15 protein-coding genes and 5 tRNA genes are annotated in these 12,626 nt (G+C 72.2%); 9 read left to right on the top strand and 11 right to left on the bottom strand.

Going from position 1 to position 12,626, the window contains the following annotated elements:
• Positions 1-40: 40 nt before the first annotated feature.
• Positions 41-583 (bottom strand): TIGR02611 family protein, encoded by a 543-nt coding sequence (locus ACWD10_RS29215; RefSeq protein ID WP_451096232.1) that lies wholly within the window; start codon positions 581-583, stop codon positions 41-43.
• Positions 584-774: 191 nt separating this feature from the next.
• Between ACWD10_RS29215 and ACWD10_RS29210 the strand changes: the two genes are divergently transcribed.
• Positions 775-1,188 (top strand): SsgA family sporulation/cell division regulator, encoded by a 414-nt coding sequence (locus ACWD10_RS29210; protein ID WP_003959770.1) that lies wholly within the window; start codon positions 775-777, stop codon positions 1,186-1,188.
• 207 nt (positions 1,189-1,395) lie between these two features.
• The gene (locus tag ACWD10_RS29205) at positions 1,396-1,965 is read left to right on the top strand and encodes a CGNR zinc finger domain-containing protein (RefSeq protein WP_451096230.1); all 570 of its coding nucleotides are present in this window, start codon (positions 1,396-1,398) and stop codon (positions 1,963-1,965) included.
• A gap of 72 nt (positions 1,966-2,037) precedes the next feature.
• On the opposite strand, the gene ACWD10_RS29200 is transcribed toward ACWD10_RS29205, so the two are convergent.
• Together ACWD10_RS29200 and ACWD10_RS29195 are read right to left on the bottom strand one after the other, a co-directional pair.
• Positions 2,038-2,235: a hypothetical protein gene (locus tag ACWD10_RS29200; RefSeq protein ID WP_451096228.1), complete on the bottom strand. Its 198-nt coding sequence runs from the start codon at positions 2,233-2,235 to the stop codon at positions 2,038-2,040.
• A 142-nt stretch (positions 2,236-2,377) separates the two neighbouring features.
• Positions 2,378-2,818 carry a hypothetical protein gene (locus ACWD10_RS29195; protein WP_451096226.1) on the bottom strand — a complete coding sequence of 147 codons (441 nt, stop codon included), beginning with the start codon at positions 2,816-2,818 and terminating at the stop codon, positions 2,378-2,380.
• Between the two features lie 221 nt (positions 2,819-3,039).
• Between ACWD10_RS29195 and ACWD10_RS29190 the strand changes: the two genes are divergently transcribed.
• Positions 3,040-3,561, top strand: a complete 522-nt coding sequence (locus ACWD10_RS29190) for a DsbA family protein (protein WP_451096224.1) — start codon at positions 3,040-3,042, stop codon at positions 3,559-3,561.
• A 92-nt stretch (positions 3,562-3,653) separates the two neighbouring features.
• Here ACWD10_RS29190 and ACWD10_RS29185 read toward each other — a convergent pair whose 3' ends face one another.
• From ACWD10_RS29185 to ACWD10_RS29175, 3 genes are all read right to left on the bottom strand, one after another.
• Entirely contained in the window at positions 3,654-4,478 is an 825-nt protein-coding gene (locus ACWD10_RS29185; protein ID WP_451096222.1) for a GNAT family N-acetyltransferase, read from the bottom strand.
• A 64-nt stretch (positions 4,479-4,542) separates the two neighbouring features.
• Positions 4,543-5,373, bottom strand: coding sequence for an aminotransferase class IV (locus tag ACWD10_RS29180; protein WP_451096220.1), 831 nt, complete (start codon positions 5,371-5,373; stop codon positions 4,543-4,545).
• A gap of 6 nt (positions 5,374-5,379) precedes the next feature.
• Entirely contained in the window at positions 5,380-6,390 is a 1,011-nt protein-coding gene (locus ACWD10_RS29175) for a chorismate-binding protein (protein ID WP_451096218.1), read from the bottom strand.
• Positions 6,391-6,565: 175 nt separating this feature from the next.
• On the opposite strand from ACWD10_RS29175, the gene ACWD10_RS29170 reads away from it, so the two are divergent.
• From ACWD10_RS29170 to ACWD10_RS29150, 5 genes are all read left to right on the top strand, one after another.
• Positions 6,566-6,638: transfer RNA gene (locus tag ACWD10_RS29170), tRNA-Gly, on the top strand.
• Between the two features lie 35 nt (positions 6,639-6,673).
• Positions 6,674-6,747: transfer RNA gene (locus tag ACWD10_RS29165), tRNA-Cys, on the top strand.
• Between the two features lies 1 nt (position 6,748).
• Positions 6,749-6,820, top strand: a tRNA-Val gene (locus tag ACWD10_RS29160).
• Between the two features lie 23 nt (positions 6,821-6,843).
• Positions 6,844-6,915: transfer RNA gene (locus ACWD10_RS29155), tRNA-Val, on the top strand.
• 52 nt (positions 6,916-6,967) lie between these two features.
• Positions 6,968-7,039: transfer RNA gene (locus tag ACWD10_RS29150), tRNA-Val, on the top strand.
• Positions 7,040-7,098: 59 nt separating this feature from the next.
• On the opposite strand, the gene ACWD10_RS29145 is transcribed toward ACWD10_RS29150, so the two are convergent.
• The 4 genes from ACWD10_RS29145 to ACWD10_RS29130 all read right to left on the bottom strand — a co-directional run bounded on the left by ACWD10_RS29145 (position 7,099) and on the right by ACWD10_RS29130 (position 10,105).
• The gene (locus ACWD10_RS29145; RefSeq protein WP_451096216.1) at positions 7,099-7,422 is read right to left on the bottom strand and encodes a TFIIB-type zinc ribbon-containing protein; all 324 of its coding nucleotides are present in this window, start codon (positions 7,420-7,422) and stop codon (positions 7,099-7,101) included.
• Positions 7,423-7,492: 70 nt separating this feature from the next.
• Positions 7,493-8,575, bottom strand: a complete 1,083-nt coding sequence (locus ACWD10_RS29140) for a phosphotransferase family protein (RefSeq protein WP_451096214.1) — start codon at positions 8,573-8,575, stop codon at positions 7,493-7,495.
• A gap of 818 nt (positions 8,576-9,393) precedes the next feature.
• Complete coding sequence (locus ACWD10_RS29135; RefSeq protein WP_451096212.1) at positions 9,394-9,600, bottom strand: hypothetical protein; 207 nt, start codon at positions 9,598-9,600, stop codon at positions 9,394-9,396.
• Between the two features lie 364 nt (positions 9,601-9,964).
• Positions 9,965-10,105 (bottom strand): hypothetical protein, encoded by a 141-nt coding sequence (locus ACWD10_RS29130; protein WP_451096356.1) that lies wholly within the window; start codon positions 10,103-10,105, stop codon positions 9,965-9,967.
• A 221-nt stretch (positions 10,106-10,326) separates the two neighbouring features.
• Between ACWD10_RS29130 and ACWD10_RS29125 the strand changes: the two genes are divergently transcribed.
• Positions 10,327-11,727: a protein kinase domain-containing protein gene (locus tag ACWD10_RS29125; RefSeq protein WP_451096350.1), complete on the top strand. Its 1,401-nt coding sequence runs from the start codon at positions 10,327-10,329 to the stop codon at positions 11,725-11,727.
• Between the two features lie 70 nt (positions 11,728-11,797).
• Here the strand turns inward: ACWD10_RS29125 and ACWD10_RS29120 are convergent, their stop codons facing one another.
• Positions 11,798-12,613, bottom strand: a complete 816-nt coding sequence (locus ACWD10_RS29120) for a TrmH family RNA methyltransferase (protein WP_451096210.1) — start codon at positions 12,611-12,613, stop codon at positions 11,798-11,800.
• Positions 12,614-12,626: the final 13 nt, after the last annotated feature.

Genomic DNA, 12,626 nt, shown 5'->3' with positions numbered 1-12,626 from the left:
ACCGGCCGAGCACCCGGCCCGGAGGCTGTGGCCGCTCGGCTCACTGTTCGATCTTCCAGGGCATCACGAGGCCGAACTTCCACACGTAGATCGCGAGCAGGACGGCGACGATCACCAGGCCGATCGAGGTCAGGATGATGTTCCGTCGCCGCACCTTCGGGTCGAGCGCGCGCTGTGCGGCCTCGGTCACCTTCCGCTTGGTCCAGCGAAGGACCAGCTGCGCCCAGACGAACTCGGTCGCCCAGATCGCCATGCCGCAGAAGATCACCACCCAGCCGGGACCGGGCAACGGCAGCATGATGATGCCCGCGATCACCACAGCGAGCCCGACGACGAAGACGCCGACCTGCCAGCTCAGATGCAGCGCCCGGCGGGCCTGGATGAACGCCGGCGCTTTGGAGCCCAGCTCGGCGTCGGCCTTCTCCACGTTCTCAGCCTGCCCGATCTGTGCAGCCGGTGCAGCCTCCTGAGGCTGTGCGGACTCCTCAGCCCGCCCGGCCTGCTCAGCCTGCTCGGCCTCAGATGCGGTCCTCGACTCAACAACTGTGGCGGCCACGTTGCGGTCGTCACTCCCCGTACTCATACCCGGAGACATTACCGGAGAGAAACGCTTCACCGGAATGGGTGCATGCATCGAACGGCAACTCCGCTGTAAGAGCGACCGAAAGCCACGCAAATCGCTCAGAGGGGTTTACAACGGCACCGTAGGTGGCATGTCGATTTCGCCGACGTGCGAATCCCCGAGCGCACACTGAGCGAAAGGCCCTGGCGCTTATGAACACCACGGTCAGCTGCGAGCTGCACCTGCGCCTCGTTGTGTCGAGCGAGTCCTCACTGCCTGTACCCGCAGGACTGCGGTATGACACGGCCGATCCCTACGCCGTGCACGCCACCTTCCACACCGGAGCCGAGGAGACCGTCGAGTGGGTCTTCGCCCGCGACCTCCTCGCCGAAGGGCTGCACCGGCCCACCGGTACCGGTGATGTCCGTGTCTGGCCGTCCCGCAGTCACGGACAGGGAGTCGTCTGCATCGCCCTGAGCTCACCGGAGGGCGAGGCCCTGCTCGAGGCCCCGGCGCGGGCCCTGGAGTCCTTTCTCAAGCGAACCGACGCTGCGGTGCCGCCGGGCACCGAGCACCGCCATTTCGACCTCGATACGGAGCTCTCGCACATCCTCGCGGAGAGTTGACCGGCTGAGGCCGTACTGGCACCAAGCAGCCCGAAGCCGTCCGTCTCGGGGAGGCGGCTCGGGCCAGGACAACCGCATACCGGCAGTCACCGACGCCGTCCACCGTGGGTTCGCCCGCTGCGGACGGCGTCGGTGTTTTCGGGGCGAGCGGTAGCATCGGCCAGCATCGGCGGGCGCAGGCCCGACCCTCAGGCCAGGGAGCGAATCGTGTTGATCACCCACGACACCCGGTGCGCGCTCGACGCCGTGGTCGATCTGGTGAACACCACGCCGTCGGCCTCCGGCAGAGACGCCTCGGCCGACGGACTGGCGGATGTGGCGGCACTCGAAGAGTTCGTACGGCGGAACCAGATCAGCGACGTCGGGGTCCTGTCGGAGCACGATCTGGCGGCGGTGCGGCGGCTCCGGGACCGGTTCGCCGAGGTGTTCGCGACACCGGACGCGCAGACCGCCGCGCGGCTCATCAACGACCTCGTCGCCGCGGCCGGCACCACGCCGCGCCTGACGGACCACGACGGATACGACTGGCACGTGCACTACTTCGCGCCCGGCGCCTCGATCGCCGATCACCTGGCGGCCGACTGCGGGATGGCCCTGGCGTTCTTCGTGGTCGCCGGGGAGCAGGAGCGGCTGCGGCGGTGCGAGGCGCCGGACTGTCGGCACGCGTTCGTGGATCTCTCGCGGAACCGCTCGCGCCGCTACTGCGACAGCCGTACGTGCGGGAACCGGCTGCACGTCGCGGCGTACCGGGCACGGCGCAAGGAAGCGGCAGGCTGAGCGGCGGACCCGGCCGGGCGGGCCCCAACCGCCGGGCGGGCCCCGGTCGTGCCGGGACCCTGGTCGGGGCGTTCACAGGAGTAGCAGGTCGTGCACGGCGGCGGCGAGCAGTAGGCAGCCGATCACGCCGAGGAAGATCATCAGCGGCGGCTGGGAGAGCGCGAAGAGACAGCCTCGCCGCTCGGGGTCCGGGACGGGTGTGGGGGCAGGCGTGGGCGCGGCGGTGGGCGCGGCTGGTGCGGGGGGCTCGCCCCGGGATGTTTCCTGCATGGCGGGGCGATGATCGCGCAGCGGCGCCGCCGCGAACGTTCAACACGCCCAGAACAAAAAGGAGTTCGCCGGATTCCGTGCTTCTTTCCGAGGTCCGGCCACGTGGTTGGCGTCGCGGTGGCGCCGTGCTGCCCCTCGGGGGTCAGATGCCGTGCTTCTTCAGGATCGCCTCGATGTCCGAGAAGTCGTCCGCGTGCTCGGCGGGCTTCTTCCCCGTGGTCGTGGTGGACGGGGCCGTGCTGTGACCCGGGCCCAGGGACGGGGCCGAGGCGCTCGGCGCGGTGGCCTCGGGGCGGTCGGCCGATATCGTGCCGTGCTGCTTGCGGCCACCGCGGCGCTCCACGAACCGGGTGAGGATGAAGAGCACCCAGGCAAGGCCGAGCAGGCCGAAGCCGACCCACGTGCTGGGCCGGAAGACCAGGCTCGCGACCCACTCGACCAGGCCCGTCATCACCAGGCCGATCGGGATCAGGGAGTACGCGGCGATGCGCGTCGCGGCCAGGAAGCGCTTGCGGTAGGCCGTGATGGCGGCGATGCCCAGGCCGGCCGCGGACAGGGCGGAACAGACGGTCTCGGCAATCATCCGGTCCTCCAGCGGGGAGCCTCGGCGGTTACGTCCCTTCCATCGTGCACCGTCCCGGTGTGCGGTGGCCACGATCCGGGGCGACCTCAGGGAGAACCAAGGGTCGGTCCTAGGGGGCGGGTGTCTCCCAGGTCCGGGGCCGGACTCCTGCCGGGCCCAGGGCCGGGCTCCGTCCCAGGTCGGGGTTGGGTCCGGCGGTGCGGGCCTGTAAGACTGCCGCCATGAGCGACTCCTCCCCCGTCACCCCCGCCGACCGCCCCGTCCTCGACATCTGGTGCGAGCTGCAGTGCCCGGACTGCCGCACCGCCCTGGACGACATCCGCGCCCTGCGCGAGCGTTACGGCGACCGGCTCGAGCTGCGGCTTCGCCACTTCCCGCTGGAGAAGCACAAGCACGCCTTCGCCGCCGCCCAGGCCGCCGAGGAAGCCGCCGCGCAGGGGCAGGCCTGGCCGTACGTGGAGGCCGTGCTCGGCCGGGTCAAGGAGCTCGCCAGCAAGGGAGAGCCGCTGCTCGTCGAGGTGGCGGGCGAACTCGGCCTGGACGCCGAGGAGTTCGACACCGCGCTGATCGACGGCCGCCACATTCTGACCGTCGACGCCGACCAGGCCGAGGGCAAGGCGATCGGGGTCACGGGCACGCCCACGTACGTCATCGGCGGCGAGCGTCTGGACGGCGGCAAGTCGCAGGACGGGCTGCGCGAGCGGATCGAGGAGATCGCGGACCGGCTGCTTGCGGAAGGCTGAGTTCGGGGCTGCATCCCGCGCCGCTGTTGTCGCGCCGAACGCGCTCGCTCGTTCTCAAGCGCCGGACGGGCTGATTCACAGCGACAGTGCGCTCACAACAGTGGCTTGTACACGTGGTACGTCACCGGCGCGTACCCCAGCGACTCGTACAGGCGCAGAGCCGGAGTATTGCCCGCGAACACGTTCAGGCCGATGAAGCCGAACCCGGCTGCCGTCGCCTGCTGTTCGGCTACGAGCATCAGGGTGCGGCCGTGGCCGTGGCGGCGGTGTTCCTCGGCCACCTTGACGTTGTAGACGAACGCCTGGCCCTCGCGTTCGGCCAACCACAGCGTGCCCACCGGCACGTCGTCGTGCATGAGGACGCTGAGCTGGACGCCGGGGGTGGCCAGGCCCTGTGACAGCAGGGCGGTGTGGTCGGCCTCCGACTTGGCGTACGCCTGCTCCTCGGGGACGCCGCGCTCGATCCAGCTGCGCGCGTACGAGGTCTTGGACTCGGCGAGCCAGTCAGTGAACTCCCGCTCCGTCAGCGGCCGGGCGGCGCTGCCCGCGGGCAGGTCCGGGGGCATGCCGGTGAGCGGCTTGGACATGGCGCGGTTGCGTTCGACGTACCCGAGGGCGGTGGCCAGGCGCAGGGCCTCCGGGGCTGCGGCGGGCAGCGCGGCCTCCACGCGGCGGCAGCCCCAGCCGCGGAGCACCTCCTCGGCGGCGAGCGCGGCGACGGTGCCGCGGCCGCGCCGCCGGTCCGCCTCGTCGATCCGCAGCGCCCGGATCAGGCCGACCTCGTGGCCGAAGACGGGGTGCGTGGCGAGCTCCGTACGGCCCACGGGGCGGCCGTTCACACACACGTCGTAGGCCCGGGAGCGGACGCCTCCGGTCTCCTCCTGGATGGGCCCGGTCGGCCGCAGGGTGGTGGTCATCACGGGTTTCTACCCCGCTGCCGGGCCCGTGCGCCATCCCTTTCCGGGACACACACCCCGCGGGCTACACCGTCGGCGGGTCCTCGTCCGCGGCGGCGCGCTCGTCGAAGATGCGCATGGCCTTGGCGGTCACCGGGCCCGGGGCGCCCGGCAGCTCACGCGCGTCGACCCGGTGCACGGCCTGGATGTCGCGCAGGGTCGACGTGAGGAAGACCTCGTCGGCGCGGTCGAGGACGTCGAGCGGCAGGTCGGTCTCGTGGGCGCCGGTCCACTCGACGGCCAGCGCGCGCGTGATCCCGGCGAGGCAGCCGGAGGCGACCGGCGGGGTGTGGATCTCGCCGTCAAGCACGACGAAGACGTTGGATCCCGTGCCCTCGCAGAGCTGCCCGACGGTGTTGGCGAAGAGCGCCTCGGTGGCCCCGGTCTCGTGCGCACGGGCCAGCGCGACCACGTTCTCGGCGTACGAGGTGGTCTTCAGGCCCGCGAGGGCACCGCGCTCGTTCCGCGTCCACGGCACCGTGATCACGGTGGTGCTGTCCGCCCTGCGCCGCACCTCGCCGACAGCGACGACCAGCGTCTGGCCCTGGTCGCCCCGGTCGGAGCCGAGCGGCGAGAGCCCCCCGGTGTACGTGATCCGCAGCCGGGCGAGCTCGAACGGGTTGGCGTCGAGCACCTCGGCGCAGGCCCGGCGCACCTCGTCCGCGTCCGGCTCGGGCAGGCCCAGGCCACGGGCCGAGCGGGCAAGGCGCTCCAAGTGCCGGGTGAGCGCGAAGGGACGGCCCCGTACGGCCTTGACGGTCTCGAAGATGCCGTCGCCCACGGTCAGTCCGTGGTCGAGGACGGAGACACGGGCGGTGTCGAGGTCCTGAAGGCCGCCGTTGAGCCAGATCTTCACCGGGTTTCACCTTTCGTCGTACGTACCCGACGTTACCGCCAGCAGCCGCGCGGCCTTCAGCTCCGTCTCGCGCCACTCCCCCTCGGGGTCGGATCCCCAGGTGATCCCGGCCCCGGTACCGAAGCGCAGGACGCCCGCCGTGCGGTCCGCCCAGAAGGTGCGGATGCCTACGGCCAGCTCGCCGGTGCCGCGGTCCGCGTCGACCCAGCCTATGCCGCCGCAGTACGGGCCACGGGGCGCCGTCTCCAGGTCGCCGATGATGCGCAGGGCGCTGGACTTGGGCGCTCCGGTCACGGAGCCCGGCGGGAAGGTCGCGGCGAGCAGCTCGGGCCAGCCCGCGCCGTCGGCGAGCTCGCCGCGCACGGTGGACACGAGGTGCACCAGGCCCGGGTGCTTCTCGACGACGCAGAGGTCGGGGACGGTCACGGAGCCCGTGGCGCAGACCTGGCCGAGGTCGTTGCGGACCAGGTCCACGATCATCACGTTCTCGGCGTAGTCCTTGTCGAGCAGGTCGGCCTCGGTGCGGCCGGTGCCCTTGATCGGGCCGGACTCGACGGTCCGCCCGGCGCGGCGCAGAAACAGCTCGGGCGAGGCGGTGGCGAGCTCCAGTCCGTGTGCGGGCAGCCGCACCGTGCCCGCGTACGGGGCGGGGTTGCCGCGGGCCAGGAGAGCGGTCAGGGCGTCCAGGTCGGCCTCGGGCGGCAGCGGCGCGGAAAGGATTCGGCAGAGGTTCGCCTGGTAGACCTCACCGGCCGCGATGTGCTCCCTGATCCGGCGCACTCCGGCCGTGTACGCGGCGCGGTCGAGCGATGTCGACCAGTCATCCGGGTCGGGGCCGTGCCAGCGCCCGGGCTCGGGGGCGGGCACCGGCTCTTCTCGTACGTCCTCGAAGCGGGCGCAGACGACCCGGCCCTCGAAGTCCGCGGTCACCGCCCAGAACCCGCTGGATTCGAGCGCCGCGGGGTCGCCGGTGACATCACGCAGTCCGGTGGCGACGAGACTGCCGAAACGTGCCATCGGGGAGAACTGTGGAGGGGCGCTGTGCACGGCTGTGAGTCTATGGCGGGCGTCGTCGACCTGCCCCGGGCGGCCGTCGGTGCAGCGTGCAGCGGCAATCGGTTTTTGTGCTTGCCCCGGAATCCGCTAGAGTTCAACACGTCGCCGGGACGCGCCAAGCGCCCCGGAGGAACAAGCGGACGTAGCTCAGTTGGTAGAGCGCAACCTTGCCAAGGTTGAGGTCGCCAGTTCGAACCTGGTCGTCCGCTCGGATGTGGGGGATCTTCCCGAACCCCCAGCTCCTGGTGGAGTGGCCGAGAGGCGAGGCAACGGCCTGCAAAGCCGTCTACACGGGTTCAAATCCCGTCTCCACCTCCAAGGACGATTAGCTCAGCGGGAGAGCGCTTCCCTGACACGGAAGAGGTCACTGGTTCAATCCCAGTATCGTCCACTGCCCGGTTCTCTCCGGGTCCCGCGCGATTAGCTCAGCGGGAGAGCGCTTCCCTGACACGGAAGAGGTCACTGGTTCAATCCCAGTATCGCGCACGCAGTATCCACGGTCCTCGGCGACGAGTTCGGCGAAGTCCCGTCACCCCGAGGACGATTAGCTCAGCGGGAGAGCGCTTCCCTGACACGGAAGAGGTCACTGGTTCAATCCCAGTATCGTCCACACGGCTTGAAGCCCCGGTCCTCGCGGCCGGGGCTTCTTCGTGTGCTCAGGACGCGTGCTCAGGACGAGAACAGCATCCGGCCGAAGCTCTTGTGCCGGTAGTGGCCATGGTGCCCGTGATGGCCGGGGTGGCCGTGCTGCGGGGCGCCCCAGGCGGGGGCCGCCGGAGCCGGGGCGGGGGCCGGGGCCGCGTAACCGCCGGGCGCGGGGGCCGCGGGCGGGGCGGGCGGCGGCGCCTGTTGCGCCCACTGGGACTCGAGACGGGTCAGCGCCTCCAGCTCGCCGTAGTCCAGGAATATCCCGCGGCAGCCGCTGCACTGCTCGATCTGGACGCCGTTGCGGTTGTACGTCTGCATCGGCGCTCGGCACTTGGGACACTGCATCGTCGGCTCAACTCCTCATCGGTACGTAGGGCTTCACCGGGACGGGTGCCCGGCTTTCCTACGTTGCAGCCTACTTGGGCAGGTCGGGCGCCAACTCGGGCGCCAGCGCGGCCATTCGGTCGCAGGCCGCGATCAGGTCCTGCTCGACCTCGTCGAGGGCCCGGCCCGCCTCGGCCGCCTTGGCGATGGCGAGCGCGGCGGTCTGGACCGTGAGGGCACGGGCCGGGACGTCGAGGGCAGGCCACGGGTCACCGGTGGCGGGCAGCGCGGGGCCGTGCGCCGCGCGGTAGGCGTCGACGAATCGGGCCCAGTCCTCGGGCGGCAGCAGACCGGTGGCGTACCAGGCGGCGGGGCGGGCGAGGTCCCAGGACGGTACGCCGAGACCGAGATCGTCGACGTCGATCAGGAGCCAGCCGTCGACGGGCGCGGCGGGGTGGCGGACGAGCTGGCCGAGGTGCAGGTCGCCGTGGCAGAGGGCGCGCGGGGCGGGCGGCATGGGGGACTCGGCCCGGGCCCAGGGCGGCAGGTTGGCCCAGGCTCGTTCTACGGCGGTGGCTTCGGGGTGCGCGGGGGTGGCTGCTCGTGCGGCGGTTCGGGAGGTTTGGGGTTCGGTGGGCGGTGCGGTGCCTGTGGTCCGGAGTTCGGTGGGCAGTGCGGTGCCTGTGGTTCGGGGTTTGGTGGCTGGTTCGGTGCGGGGCTTGGTGTTGCGTACCGCTCGGCGCATGCGCGTGATGGCCTGGGCGACCTTCGCGGGGCCGCGCATCGGCGGGAGCGGGCCGGGGAGCTGGTGCGCGGGGATGGCGTGGAGGCGGGCGAGCAGGGTGCCGGCTGCCTCCCATGGGGCCGCCTCGGGGTGCTCCGGGTCGACGGGGGTGCCGTGCGGCCAGAACGTGACGGGGCGGCCGTCGAGTTCGGTGCGGGGCAGGTCCAGCGGGGGCAACAGGACGCCGTGCAGCGCGGGGTGGGCGGCGACGGCGATGCGGCGGGCAAGGGCGGTGCGGTCGGTATCCGGGGCGTGGGCCTTGGCGACGGTGTCGCCGTGGCGGACCACGGTGCCGTCGCCGCGGTCGGCCAGGACGGTACGGACGGCCGCGGGGCAGGGGCAGGTGGGGTGGGGGTTGCGGGGGTGGAGGAGGCGGAAGGTGGTGGCCACCAGGGCGTCGGTGACGGAGCCGGGGCCAGGTCCAGAGCCGGGACCGGGACCGGAACTGGGGCCGGGGCCAGAGCCGGGACCGGGGCCAGGGCCAGGGCCGGGACCGGGACCGGAGCCGGGGCCAGAGCCGGGACCGGGACCGAGGCCGGAACCGGGGCCCTGGCCGGAACCGGGGCCAGGGCCGGAACCGGGACCGAGGCCGGAACCGGGACCAGAGCCGGAACCGGGGCCAGGGCCGGAACCGGGACCGGAGCCGGGGCCAGGGCCGGGACCGGGACCAGAGCCGGAACCGGGGCCGGAACCGGGACCGAGGCCGGAACCGGGGCCCTGGCCGGAACCGGGGCCAGGGCCGGAACCGGGACCGAGGCCGGAACCGGGACCAGAGCCGGAACCGGGGCCAGGGCCGGAACCGGGACCGGAGCCAGGGCCAGGGCCGGAACCGGGACCGAGGCCGGAACCGGGACCAGGGCCGGGATCGGGACCGGAGCTGGGGCCAGGGCCGGAGCTGGTCATCTGTCTCGGTGCCCCCTTCGAGTCCGCGCTCCGTGGCCCTCCGCGAGTCCTCGCCGGTGGTCCTCGGGGGCCGTGGGTCCGCGTGTGTGCGTGGGCGGGTACGTGTGTGTGCCTGTTGGTGGAGCGTACGCGGGTGGTACGGAGCCGGGGCCGGGGCCGGGGCCGGGTGGGAGTGGATAGCGCAATGCCCGCGCAGCTCCCCAGCTGCGCGGGCATTGGTGCCGTCCGCCGCACCCCCGTCCCCACGGGGCTCTTTCAGGCCGGATGTCCCCGCCCGGACCGCTCTTCCGGGCCTGGGGCGCCGCTCAGCGCCCCAGCATCACGCCCACGGACGACGCTTGTGCGACCACTGCTTCCCAGCCGCCGAAGGCGACCACGAGCAGGACCGCCAGGGGAAGCACCATGGCCGTCGCCACCAGCGGGTGACGCGTACCGGACGGGCGGCCGCTGAACGCGGCTGTTGCCTTGCGTCCCTGCGCGCGGAGAACGCTCCGCGTTGCCGTGTCCGCCATCGTGCCTCTCCTGTCGTCTTGGCAGCGGCGGGTGTCTGACCTCGGGGGACGAGTGCTGCACCCGCCGCTTGCCCTCAAATCTAGGGGCGGCCGTGGCGCGGATCGTCATGCCCGCGTACCGATTCCCGGGCCTCCCGCAGGATGACCCCGGTCCCCCGGATGTACTCCCCAGGGTGGAGACGCGGTCCTAGGACTTGGGGTCTTCCCGGAGGGGACGCCGGTCCGGGGCCTCCGTGGTGTCGGTGCGGGGCACCGGCTGCTCTACGAGGGGCGAGGACGCGGTTGGCCATGAAGCGGCCGTCGCCCAACGTCCTTCCCTTCCCCTCACTTCCCCTCCCCTACTGCCTCAACGGCGTGGGGGACCTCAGCGCGTGACTTCGCTCACTTCGACCACGCCCCGGCGGACCGTGGTCTCCACCCGGTGGCCTGCCCGGGCCGCGGCCACTTCGTGTGTTCTTGTCGTGTCCCCGGCGTCGACCACTCTCTCGACTCGGTCACCCTTCATGATGCCAATCCCCCTTACGCGACGGACCGTTGGGCCCCGGCAGCCAAGCTGCCCCGTCAACGTGACTGGCTGCCGCGGACCCTGACCACGCTTCAAGTCTCCCACCCGGAACTGACAATCGGTCCGGCCGTGAAGGCGCGGCCTATGAGCGCACGCGGGCGCGGATACGTAAGCTGTGGCTCGTCAATCGGTCAGGGCAGCAGGGTGACGAGGCGACAGGGATCAGGATGGCGATGATGCGGCTCCGGCGCGAGGACCCGCGTGTCGTCGGCTCGTTCAGGCTGCACCGGCGGCTCGGCGCCGGCGGGATGGGCGTCGTCTATCTGGGGTCCGACCGGCGTGGGCAGCGGGTCGCGCTCAAGGTGATCCGGCCGGATCTCGCGGAGGATCAGGAGTTCCGCTCGCGTTTCGCCCGTGAGGTGTCCGCCGCCCGCAGGATCCGGGGCGGGTGCACCGCTCGGCTCGTCGCCGCGGACCTGGAGGCGGAGCGGCCGTGGTTCGCCACACAGTACGTTCCCGGGCCCTCGCTGCACGACAAGGTCGCCGAGGAAGGGCCGTTGACCGCTGCCGAGGTCGCCGCGGTGGGGTCCGCCCTCTCCGAGGGGCTCGTCGCGGTGCACGAGGCCGGTGTGGTGCACCGGGACCTCAAACCGTCGAACATCCTGCTCTCCCCGAAGGGGCCACGGATCATCGACTTCGGGATCGCCTGGGCGACCGGGGCTTCCACCCTGACGCATGTCGGTACGGCGGTCGGCTCGCCCGGTTTTCTCGCGCCCGAGCAGGTGCGCGGGGCGGCGGTCACACCGGCGACGGACGTGTTCTCGCTGGGCGCCACGCTCGCGTACGCCGCGATGGGTGACTCGCCCTTCGGGCACGGGAGTTCCGAGGTGATGCTGTACCGCGTGGTGCACGAGGAGGCGCAGCTGCACGGTGTGCCGGACGCGCTTGCGCCGCTGGTGCGGGCCTGCCTGGCGAAGGACCCGGAGGAACGGCCGAGCACCCTGCAACTCTCGCTGCGGTTCAAGGAGATCGCGGCTCGCGAGGCGCAGAGCCTCGGTCTGGACGACAGTCGGCCCGCGGCCGCGAGCCGAGGGCCCGAGCGGACCCCTTCGGGGCGTGTGGAGCGGACAGTCGAGGGCCGTGTGGAGCGGGCGGCCGAGGGTCGTGTGGAGCGGGCGGCCGATCGGCCCGACGGGACGTCTCGTCCCGAGGGTCCCGCCTCGCAGCGGCCCAAGGGGCGTGCCGCCGGTACTCCCCCGCCTTCGTCCCGGACCGGCGGCACCGCCGCCCGGCGGCCCGCTCAGCGGGCGACGGCTCCCCGGAACACGGCGCGTTCGGGTGGTCGACCCACGTCGCGTAGCGGGAAGGGGCGGCCTGCGCCACGTACCACCGGGACCGGGCGCCGTGGACCGGCCAATCCGCGGCTGCTGCGGCAGCGGTTGATCGTGTTCGTGGTCGTGACGTTGCTTGTCGCGTTGGGGATCGCGGCGGCGCAGGGGTGCCAGGGGCCTGCGAAGGGGCTTGCCCGGCATGTCTCGGTGCTGTCGGCTCCGCTGCCGGAAGCGGGGGCCTCGCCTCCGGGCCCCCCGGGGGTTCTTCCCCAGTCCCGCCCCTTCCCGTAACCAGGGGGCGCTGCCCCCTGGACCCCCGCTCCTCAAACGCCGGAGGGGCTGGGTGGGGTGCCGGACGGGCTCAATGTGGCCGCCCCGAAGTGACCGCGTAGAACGCCACCGCCGCTGCCGCGCCCACGTTGAGGGAGTCCACGCCGTGGGCCATCGGGATGCGGACCCATTCGTCGGCGGCCCTCAGGGCCTGGGTGGACAGGCCCTCGCCTTCCGCGCCGAGCAGCAGGGCGACCCGGTCCATGCGGTGCGGGGCCATTTCGTCGAGGGTGGCGGCCTTCTCGTCGGGGGTGAGGGCGAGGAGGTTGAAGCCCGCCTCGCGTACCGTCTCCAGGCTCTTGGGCCAGGACTCGAGACGGGCGTACGGGACCGAGAAGACCGCGCCCATCGAGACCTTGACCGAGCGGCGGTAGAGCGGGTCGGCGGAGTCCGGCGAGAGCAGGACCGCGTCGATGCCGAGGGCGGCCGCGCTGCGGAAGATCGCGCCGATGTTGGTGTGGTCGTTGACCGCCTCCATGACCACGATCCGGCGGGCCGTGGTCAGGAGCTCCTCGGGGGCGGGCAGCGGCTTGCGCTGCATGGAGGCGAGGGCGCCGCGGTGCACGTGGTAGCCGGTGACCTGCTCGGCGAGGTCCGGGCTCACCGCGTACACCGGGGCCGGGACCTCGTCGATGACATCGCGCATCACGTCGACCCACTTCGCCGAGAGCAGCATCGAGCGCATCTCGTAGCCCGCGTGCTTGGCCCGGCGGATCACCTTCTCGCCCTCGGCGATGAACAGGCCCTCGGCGGGCTCGCGCCTGCGTCGCAGCTCGACGTCGGTCAGGCCGGTGTAGTCGCTCAGGCGCGGGTCGTCGGGGTCGTCGACAGTGATGAGTTCAGCCACAGGGTGATGGTGC

This window comes from Streptomyces sp. NPDC002851, assembly GCF_053591935.1.
This window is presented reverse-complemented; position numbering and strand designations above follow the sequence as displayed.

Coding starts and splice junctions, on each gene's coding strand:
- ACWD10_RS29215 (WP_451096232.1), bottom strand. CDS start 583: ATGAGTACGGGGAGTGACGACCGCAACGTGGCCGCCACAGTTGTTGAG.
- ACWD10_RS29210 (WP_003959770.1), top strand. CDS start 775: ATGAACACCACGGTCAGCTGCGAGCTGCACCTGCGCCTCGTTGTGTCG.
- ACWD10_RS29200 (WP_451096228.1), bottom strand. CDS start 2,235: ATGCAGGAAACATCCCGGGGCGAGCCCCCCGCACCAGCCGCGCCCACC.
- ACWD10_RS29195 (WP_451096226.1), bottom strand. CDS start 2,818: ATGATTGCCGAGACCGTCTGTTCCGCCCTGTCCGCGGCCGGCCTGGGC.
- ACWD10_RS29190 (WP_451096224.1), top strand. CDS start 3,040: ATGAGCGACTCCTCCCCCGTCACCCCCGCCGACCGCCCCGTCCTCGAC.
- ACWD10_RS29185 (WP_451096222.1), bottom strand. CDS start 4,478: ATGACCACCACCCTGCGGCCGACCGGGCCCATCCAGGAGGAGACCGGA.
- ACWD10_RS29175 (WP_451096218.1), bottom strand. CDS start 6,390: ATGGCACGTTTCGGCAGTCTCGTCGCCACCGGACTGCGTGATGTCACC.
- ACWD10_RS29145 (WP_451096216.1), bottom strand. CDS start 7,422: ATGCAGTGTCCCAAGTGCCGAGCGCCGATGCAGACGTACAACCGCAAC.
- ACWD10_RS29135 (WP_451096212.1), bottom strand. CDS start 9,600: ATGGCGGACACGGCAACGCGGAGCGTTCTCCGCGCGCAGGGACGCAAG.
- ACWD10_RS29130 (WP_451096356.1), bottom strand. CDS start 10,105: ATGAAGGGTGACCGAGTCGAGAGAGTGGTCGACGCCGGGGACACGACA.